Annotated in this window: 7 protein-coding genes; all 7 read left to right on the top strand. The window is 57.6% G+C overall.

The annotated features are described in order from the left end of the window. Positions 1–1,256 (top strand): CaiB/BaiF CoA transferase family protein (locus PTE31013_RS24585; RefSeq protein WP_217426265.1); only part of this gene is annotated, 1,256 nt, incomplete at its 5' end. Then, complete coding sequence (locus tag PTE31013_RS24580) at positions 1,253–1,993, top strand: enoyl-CoA hydratase/isomerase family protein (protein ID WP_043355358.1); 741 nt, start codon at positions 1,253–1,255, stop codon at positions 1,991–1,993. The genes PTE31013_RS24585 and PTE31013_RS24580, both read left to right, overlap by 4 nt. Before the next feature lie 7 nt (positions 1,994–2,000). Then, positions 2,001–2,738, top strand: coding sequence for an enoyl-CoA hydratase/isomerase family protein (locus PTE31013_RS24575; RefSeq protein WP_043355356.1), 738 nt, complete (start codon positions 2,001–2,003; stop codon positions 2,736–2,738). A gap of 29 nt (positions 2,739–2,767) precedes the next feature. Continuing rightward, positions 2,768–3,949, top strand: coding sequence for an acyl-CoA dehydrogenase family protein (locus tag PTE31013_RS24570; RefSeq protein ID WP_043355354.1), 1,182 nt, complete (start codon positions 2,768–2,770; stop codon positions 3,947–3,949). A 172-nt stretch (positions 3,950–4,121) separates the two neighbouring features. Next, positions 4,122–4,478, top strand: a complete 357-nt coding sequence (tnpA, locus tag PTE31013_RS24560; RefSeq protein WP_107338545.1) for an IS66-like element accessory protein TnpA — start codon at positions 4,122–4,124, stop codon at positions 4,476–4,478. After that, a complete protein-coding gene (gene tnpB, locus PTE31013_RS24555; protein ID WP_107338546.1) occupies positions 4,475–4,810 on the top strand; it encodes an IS66 family insertion sequence element accessory protein TnpB in 336 nt (111 codons plus the stop codon). The genes tnpA and tnpB overlap by 4 nt, the downstream gene beginning before the upstream one ends. Before the next feature lie 63 nt (positions 4,811–4,873). Beyond that, on the top strand, positions 4,874–5,161 hold a 288-nt coding region (locus tag PTE31013_RS24550), incomplete at its 3' end, for a transposase (RefSeq protein ID WP_217426264.1).

Genomic DNA, 5,161 nt, shown 5'->3' with positions numbered 1-5,161 from the left:
CTCTAGGGAACATTCGCGTATTGGATATGACGCGAGTGCTCGCAGGGCCATGGTGTACCCAGATGCTGGGCGACATGGGAGCCGATGTCATCAAGATTGAGCACCCATCGCGAGGGGATGATACGCGGCAGTGGGGGCCGCCGTATGCGATGACGAGTGAAGCGGAAGTGCTTGAGGATTCCACCTACTTCGCTTCCGCAAATCGGAACAAACGATCGGTTGGCGTGGACATCGCCAACCCAGACGGTGCGGATCTGATCCGTAAGCTCGTTCTTGAGTGCGACATCTTTGTAGAGAACTTTAAGGTTGGTGATCTGGCTCGTCGAGGGCTTGACTACGACAGTCTGAAAAAGATCAATCCGCGCCTGATCTATTGCTCTATCACCGGGTACGGCCAATCCGGGCCGTACGCTGACCGCCCCGGCTACGACTTCGTTTTCCAGGGGGAAAGCGGGCTGATGAGCATAACGGGCGAGCGTGATGACGAGCCTGGTGGTGGGCCACAGAAGGTCGGGATCGCCATTGCTGATCTGACGACGGGACTGTATGCGACGGTCGCGATCCTCGCCGCGTTGAACCACAGGAATGTCACGGGAGAAGGTCAGCACATCGATTTGGCACTGCTCGATTGTCTGGTTGGCTTGTCGTCGAATCAGGGATTGTCGTGCCTGATCAATGGCGCCGAACCGCACCGGTGGGGGAACGCGCATCCGTCTCTCGTACCGTATCAAGTCTTTGATACGGCAGACGGTAAGGTGGTAGTTGCTGTGGGGAACGATTCCCAGTGGCAACGCTTTTGCCAAGCGATCGACGCCAAAGAACTGGCCCGGGATTCGACGTTCTATTCCGCATCCGGACGCATTCGGAATCGAGAGGCGCTAATTGCGCAGGTGTCGTCGGTTCTTGCGGCGCGCCAAACCGAGCATTGGCTTGCCGCGTTCTCCGCAGCGGATATCCCGCACGGTCGTATCAATACCTACAAGGAAGCCTTTGCTCACCCACAGGTCATCCACCGTCAGATGGCGATCGACGTGCCGGTTGACAAAGGTATCGGCTCGGTACGGGGCATCGCCAATCCCATCAAATTCAGTAAAACGCCGGTGCACTACGTTCGGGCGCCCGCGAAACTCGGTCAGCACACAGAAGACGTGCTTTCCGACTTGCTAGAACTTTCCGCGGACCACATCGCCGGTCTCGAAGAACGTGGGGTGATTAGTTGCCAAACGTCAAAAAAGACACTTCAGGAGCAATCATGAGCATCCAAGCTAATAATGTCGGAAACGTCCTGGAGATTTGCATTGCGCGTCCAGAAAAGCGCAATGCGATCAGCGCCGCGATGTACCAGGAACTGACCCGTCTTCTGGATGAGGCCAACGCGGACAAGGAATGTGCCGCAGTCATCGTGCATGGTGCGGGCGGACACTTCACTGTCGGTGCCGATATCAATGATTTCCAGACCCGGCGGGGTAATGAAGATTCCCCTGCTGTCACGCTTCTCCGGAAGATGGCCGCGATCGATGTGCCGCTAATCGCAGCAGTCGAGGGACTGGCGATTGGAATCGGCGCCACGATGCTGCAACACGTCGATTTTGCCTACGCATCCCAAGATGCGCGCTTCCGCATGCCGTTCGTATCGCTGGGTCTGTGCCCCGAGGGCGCATCCAGCTACCTGCTCGAATCGCTGGTAGGTGTCCGGAAGGCACGTGAGTGGTTGATGCTTGGAAAGTTCTTTGATGCAGAAGAAGCTTTCGATGCCGGGCTTCTGACGTCGCTGACGCAGGACGGGGAAGCCCTTGCACGGGCGCGCGAAACGGCTGCCGAACTGGCAAAGCTTCCCAAGGCTTCGGTACGCGCGACAAAGCGGATGTTGAACCACGAGAATCGTGCCGCTGTGGGTTCTGCGCTCGACCTGGAAGTGAAGATGTTCGCCGAACTCTTGAATACCGAAGCCACTCAGGAAATCTTCAAATCCTTCCTGAACAAGAAGCGTTAAGAACGCCATGGCCGAGTTGATAAAAATCGAATCAGAAAATTTCGTCCGGGTCATTACGATGAATCGGCCGGATAAGAGAAACGCGCTGAACTCGGAAATGTGCGACGCGTTGCACGACGCGTGGCAAGACTTCGCGGGCTCAGAGGATCGCGTTGCCCTGCTACGTGCAGAGGGGTCGGTGTTTACGGCAGGCCTCGACACGAACGATCCACCGGATTCCTTTTGGCATGCCATTCCCAATGTCGCATTTGACATTGGAAAGCCGGTTATTGCAGCGGTTAATGGCCCCGTGATAGCGGCGGGCGTATCGATGCTTGCATTCTGCGATCTTTGTGTAGCGACTTCGGCAACGACCTTCGTTTATCCCGAAGGTCGCCTAGGCATGGCAGCCGGCTTGATTAGCTCGCTGGTCGGTCGGATTCCCCACAAGATCGCGATGGAGCTCATGTTGACCGGGCGCCCGGTATCCGCCCAACGGGCCTATGAAGTCGGATTCGTAAACGAACTCTGTGAACCAGGAAGCGAAACAGAGGCAGCTCTAGTGACAGCGCGTCAGATTGCGAGCGCAGCGCCGCTGGTACTGCGTTTCCTCAAACAGGCGGCGAGACACTCGATTCCGGTAGGACTGGTTGAGGCAGGCTATAGCGCCCAGTACCAAGCTCAGATGCTGGCCAGGAGTGAAGACGCCCGGGAAGGGGCGTTGGCGGCCAAGGAGCGTCGCGCTCCCGTTTTCGTGGGCCGCTAGGACTAACTAACACAGTAGGGGACTGAGAAATGGATCTGAATTTCACAGAAGAAGAGCAGGAATTTAGAAAAGAGGTACATGCGTGGATCGACGCCCATTTGCCGAAGGAGATCTCGCACAAGGTGCACAACGGACTGCAGCTATCCCGCACCGATATGCAGCGTTGGCACCAAATTCTGGGGAAAAAGGGTTGGCTGACGTATAAGTGGCCAGTCGAGTTCGGCGGCACGGGCTGGACACCAGTGCAGCGGCACATATTCGAGGAAGAGTGCGCGTTGGCAGGAGCACCGCGACTCGTGCCCTATGGGCCTGTCATGGTGGCACCAGTCATCATGGCATTTGGTAACGCTGAGCAACAGGCGCGCTTCTTGCCCGGCATTGTGACGGGCGATGTTTGGTGGAGCCAGGGTTACAGCGAGCCGGGATCGGGTTCCGACCTGGCTTCGCTCAAGACACGAGCGGAGCGAAAGGGAGACAAGTACATAGTCAATGGTCAAAAGATCTGGACCACGTTGGCTCAGTACGGGGAGTGGATTTTCTGTCTCGTCCGGACCAATACAGAAGGGAAGCCGCAGGCAGGGATCAGTTTCCTGCTCATTGACATGCGTTCGCCTGGCGTCACGGTTCGGCCCATTAAGCTGCTGGACGGCGAGTGCGAGGTCAATGAGGTCTGGTTCGACAATGTTGAGGTCCCCGTTGAGAACCTGATTGGCGAAGAAAATAAGGGCTGGACCTATGCCAAACACCTTCTCAGTCACGAACGCTCGAACATTGCAGAAGTCGGGCGTGCCAAGCGTGAGCTCCGACGCCTGAAGCGAATCGCGGCTGCAGAAGGCATGATGGACGACCCTCGTTTCAAAGACGAGGTTTCGAAGCTCGAGGTAGATATTATCGCGCTCGAAATGCTGGTTCTTCGCGTTATCTCGGCAGAAAAATCCGGGAAGAATCCATTGGATATCGCAGGCCTACTGAAAATCCGAGGCAGTGAGATTCAACAGCGCTACAGTGAATTGATGATGCTGGCTGCAGGTCCCTATAGCCTCCCATTTATTCAAGACGCTATGTTGACGGAGTGGGATGGCGAGTTCCCAGGTGGAGAGCGACGGAACGCTCCGCTTGCCGCGACATATTTTAATCTGCGGAAAACCACTATCTACGGTGGCTCCAATGAAGTGCAGCGTAACATTGTTTCGCAAGTGGTCCTCGGATAAAGGAGTAGAGCATGGATTTCGAATTCACTGACGACCAGGACCAACTGCGAGATGCAGTAAGAAAGTGGGTAAAGCGTAGCTATACGTTTGAGCACCGTAAGCGGCTGGCGAACCCATCTTGCGGGTCTCGTTGTGCCGACAGATAGTGTCCGCTTAAATTTAAGCGGACGCGATGATGGGCACAGAATTAGCGGTTAAGCGTGTACGGCGCTCCTACTCGAAGCAGTTCAAGAGCGAGGTTGTGGCCGAGTGCAAGGCTGGGGACAGATCGGTGTCGAGCGTGGCGCTCAAGTACGGCATGAACGCCAATATCGTGCACAAATGGCTTCGGTTGGCGGAGGCAGGGCAACTGGCGATGGCGACGCCGTCGTTCATTCCAATTGCCGCACCTTCGCGTGCGACGTCAATGCCCGCGTTACGCCAAGATATCCAGATCGATGTCGCCCGGGGCGATACGCGCATCATCGTGCGATGGCCCCTGGAGGACGCAGTCGGTTGTGCCACCTGGTTACGGGACTGGCTGCGATGATCCGTGTCGACCAAATCTGGCTAGCGGTCGAGCCGCTGGATATGCGCGCCGGCAGCGACACGGCGATGGCTCGCGTGGTGAAGGTGTTTGGCGCGGCCCGCCCGCATCACGCGTATCTGTTCGCCAACCGTCGCGGCAATCGCATGAAGGTGTTGGTGCATGACGGCATCGGCGTATGGCTGGCGGCGCGGCGCCTGAACAAGGGCCGCTTCATCTGGCCCGGCGAGGGGCTGGCCACGGAGCTTGCCCTCACGCCGGAGCAGTTGCAGGCGCTGGTGCTCGGGCTACCCTGGCAGCGCTTGGGCGAGCACGGGGTGATCACAATCCTCTGATGCCGGTGCAATCCGGTGTTGATCCAATGGGCAGCGGTGCCAGGCTCTGGCAAACTGAGCCCCATGAACTTACCCGCAAACCTCGACCACCTCAGCCCGGAGCAGCTTCGCACGCTCGCGGCTGAGCTGATCGCCAAGGTCGGCGAGAAGGATCGCGAACTCCACTACCGTCAGACGCGTATCGACCAACTCACGCATGAGATGGCGATGATCAAGCGGTACCAGTTCGGCAAACGCAGCGAGCAGCTCGACAGCACGCAAGCGAGCCTGCTCGACGAGAGCATCGATGCCGATATCGCGGCCATCGAAGAAGAGCTCGCGCAGCTAAGCACCCAGCCTGCAACGCCTGCC

It is taken from the genome of Pandoraea terrigena, assembly GCF_902459705.1.
GTDB lineage: Bacteria > Pseudomonadota > Gammaproteobacteria > Burkholderiales > Burkholderiaceae > Pandoraea > Pandoraea terrigena.
Note: the sequence above shows the minus strand (reverse complement) of the source record. Positions and strands in the feature narration are given on the sequence as shown.

Bases quoted from the DNA above. Each gene is read 5' to 3' on its own strand.
- PTE31013_RS24580 (WP_043355358.1), top strand. From the start codon at position 1,253: ATGAGCATCCAAGCTAATAATGTCGGAAACGTCCTGGAGATTTGCATT.
- PTE31013_RS24575 (WP_043355356.1), top strand. From the start codon at position 2,001: ATGGCCGAGTTGATAAAAATCGAATCAGAAAATTTCGTCCGGGTCATT.
- PTE31013_RS24570 (WP_043355354.1), top strand. From the start codon at position 2,768: ATGGATCTGAATTTCACAGAAGAAGAGCAGGAATTTAGAAAAGAGGTA.
- tnpA (WP_107338545.1), top strand. From the start codon at position 4,122: ATGATGGGCACAGAATTAGCGGTTAAGCGTGTACGGCGCTCCTACTCG.
- tnpB (WP_107338546.1), top strand. From the start codon at position 4,475: ATGATCCGTGTCGACCAAATCTGGCTAGCGGTCGAGCCGCTGGATATG.